The 2,788-nt window shown below is 69.4% G+C and carries 4 protein-coding genes and 1 pseudogene; 4 read left to right on the top strand and 1 reads right to left on the bottom strand.

The genetic code is table 11. The features are described 5' to 3' along the window. On the top strand, positions 1-231 hold a 231-nt coding region (locus tag JHN63_RS53700; protein WP_234478938.1), incomplete at its 5' end, for a hypothetical protein. A gap of 22 nt (positions 232-253) precedes the next feature. Beyond that, positions 254-841, top strand: a complete 588-nt coding sequence (locus JHN63_RS50770; RefSeq protein ID WP_200691894.1) for a GNAT family N-acetyltransferase — start codon at positions 254-256, stop codon at positions 839-841. Between the two features lie 131 nt (positions 842-972). Here JHN63_RS50770 and arfB read toward each other — a convergent pair whose 3' ends face one another. Continuing rightward, the gene (gene arfB / locus JHN63_RS50765) at positions 973-1,410 is read right to left on the bottom strand and encodes an alternative ribosome rescue aminoacyl-tRNA hydrolase ArfB (RefSeq protein WP_200691893.1); all 438 of its coding nucleotides are present in this window, start codon (positions 1,408-1,410) and stop codon (positions 973-975) included. Between the two features lie 168 nt (positions 1,411-1,578). On the opposite strand from arfB, the gene JHN63_RS50760 reads away from it, so the two are divergent. Both JHN63_RS50760 and JHN63_RS50755 read left to right on the top strand, forming a co-directional pair. Beyond that, complete coding sequence (locus tag JHN63_RS50760; protein WP_019057183.1) at positions 1,579-2,154, top strand: TerD family protein; 576 nt, start codon at positions 1,579-1,581, stop codon at positions 2,152-2,154. Positions 2,155-2,409: 255 nt separating this feature from the next. After that, a pseudogene (locus JHN63_RS50755) lies at positions 2,410-2,788 on the top strand (hypothetical protein); the annotation flags it as partial.

Below are 2,788 nucleotides of genomic sequence, written 5' to 3'. Positions count from 1 at the left end.
ACATGGCGGGCAACTGGCCTGCCGGTGGCGGCTGATGTGACGGCGGTAGCCGGCGCGACGGCGGCGGCTGGTGTGTCGGCGGTCGCAGGTATGTCGGCGGTGGCAGGCCTGGCGGTGGCGGCGGCGGCGATAGCCCGCGTTTCGGCAGCGGCAGCGGCAGCGGCAGTTGGGATGATGACGGTGGTGGTCGCGGTGCTGGTGGCGTCGGCTAATTCTCTCGCCCGTCGCTGATCCGACCGCCTACCGTGCACGCATGACGACGATCACCGCCGCCGGTCCTGGTTCCGGTTCCGGCCCCCGCCTCGAAGAGATCACCCCGAGCAACTTCGAGGCCGCCGNGGGCATTCGGTTCCGCGAACTCCTGGTCGGGACGGACCCGAATGCCCACGGCGGCCTCGAAGTTGCTCGGGGTGATCTCTTCGAGGCCGCCGTGGGCATTCGGGTCCGTCCCGACCAGGAGTTCGCGGTCTCCCCCGTCATGAAGTCCCTCGCCGAGGCCTATGTCCACCCCGGCACCGCCTGGCCCCGCCTGATCGTCGACGAGGACCGCCCCGTCGGCTTCGTCATGGCCTTCTTCGACATCGACTGGAACCTGGACGGCTCCGTCATCCGCTCCGGCCTCTGGCGCCTGAACATCGCGGCGGACCAACAGGGCCGGGGCTACGGCCGGTTCGCCGTGGAGTCCGTCGCCGCGGAGATCCGTCACCGGGGCGGCAAGGAGCTGTACGTGACGTGGCACGAGGGCGCGTCGGGGCCGGCCGGGTTCTACGCGGGGCTGGGTTTCCGGCCCAACAGGGAGCTGAGCGAGGGGGAGACGGTGGGGGTGTTGGAGCTGGAGTAGGGGTGTGTTCGGGGCGGGCGGCGAGGAATTCACCGTGGTTTTGCGTGCCATTGTTTTCGTCGGCGCCGTCGCCGTTCTCCAGGAATTCAGCGCGGCCGCCCATGTGACAACAAGCACCCGGCACCAGGGAACTATCCCCAGTCCCGCCCGTTCCGCCCCCGCTTCGTATCCGACCGCTGCTTCTTCTCCCGCAACCGGCGCTCATTGATACCGCGGGGAATACGCGTGGCCCGGCGCGGCTTCGGTGGCGGGGCCGTGGCCTCGGCGAGCAGGGCCGCGAGGCGTACCGCGGCGGTCTCGCGGTTGCGCCACTGGGAGCGGTGCTCGGAGGACCGTACGGTGACGACGCCGTCGACGAGACGTGAGGCGAGCCGTTCCAGGGCGCGCGCCTTCCAGACCTCGGGCAGCGCCTCGGTCTTCGCGAGGTCGAAGCGCAGCTCCACCTGGGAGTCGCTGGTGTTGACGTGCTGCCCGCCCGGCCCTGACGACCGCGAGAAACGCCACATGAGCTCGGCCTCGGGCAGGGAGACGGAGCCGCGGATGAGATAGGGACCGGACATGTCCCCCATGGTCGCGTGTCTGTCCCGTCCACGTCACGCCAATTACCTCGGACATCTCCGGGTAAAGAAAGTAAAGTCACCTGGAACCTTCGGTACCCCTCTTGGCGTTCATACAGGTACCGGTAGCTTCGTCTCCAGTACGAAGCCCGCACCGCAACGAGGGAAGGACTCCCAACAATGGCTGTAAGCCTGTCCAAGGGTGGCAACGTCTCGCTCACCAAGGAGGCCCCGGGCCTGACCGCCGTCACCGTAGGCCTCGGCTGGGACGTCCGCACCACCACCGGCACGGACTTCGACCTCGACGCCTCGGCGATCGCGGTCAACCCCGAGGGCAAGGTGTACTCGGACGGACACTTCATCTTCTTCAACAACAAGTCGACCCCGGACCAGACGATCGTCCACACCGGCGACAACCGCACGGGCGAGGGCGCTGGCGACGACGAGGCGATCAACGTCAACCTGGCCGGCCTCCCGGCGGACGTCGAGAAGATCGTCTTCCCGGTCTCGATCTACGACGCGGAGACCCGCTCGCAGAACTTCGGCCAGGTCCGCAACGCGTACATCCGCATCGTGAACCAGGCCGGCGGCGCCGAGATCGCCCGCTACGACCTCTCCGAGGACGCGGCGACGGAGACGGCGATGGTCTTCGGCGAGCTGTACCGCAACGGCGCGGAGTGGAAGTTCCGCGCCGTGGGCCAGGGCTACGCCTCGGGCCTGGTCGGCATCGCCCAGGACTTCGGCGTCAACGTCTGAGGTTCACCGCGTCTGCATGCCGTGCAGTAAGCAGTGCCGCGTGTGAGGCCCCTGGCTGCGATTGCGGCCGGGGGCTTCGGCATGCGCGGGAACCCTGCGCGGCGGACCGGGAGTTGAGGGAACACGGCACGGGGCCGCACAGGGGTGTCTCAGTCCCGTATGGCAATGTGCCGGGATCAGCAGTGGTGTTGACCTGATCGGCCCGGTCAACCGGGTCGTCCCGGTCGGCCTGCCCCTGGAAGGACAGCGAGCCCTATGTCGTTCGGACCGTCCCCCGCCGGTTTCGGGCCTCCCGCACCGCCCGCCTGGACCCCGCCGACGGACACGGAGCGCGCCCTGGCCGAGGCCAGAGCCCGCGGCGACTGGACCGCGTACTACGACGTACTGGCCCGCGTCCGCCTCTACTACGTGATGTCGCGCGACGCCTACGACGCCCAACCCGACCGCGTCCACCGCACGTTCACCCGCGACCCCCGCACCGGCACCGAGCGCTGGGAACTCTTCACGGACGGCATGCTGCCCGCGCCCCGCCCCGACCTGGTGTACTCGCGCGCCTCCCTGCGCTGGATAGCCGACGCCTGGAACCCGCGCTGCCCGCCCGCCCTCGTCGTCAACCCCGGCACCCCCTGCGAAC

It is taken from the genome of Streptomyces sp. MBT65, assembly GCF_016612545.1.
Taxonomy (GTDB): domain Bacteria; phylum Actinomycetota; class Actinomycetes; order Streptomycetales; family Streptomycetaceae; genus Streptomyces.
This window is presented reverse-complemented; position numbering and strand designations above follow the sequence as displayed.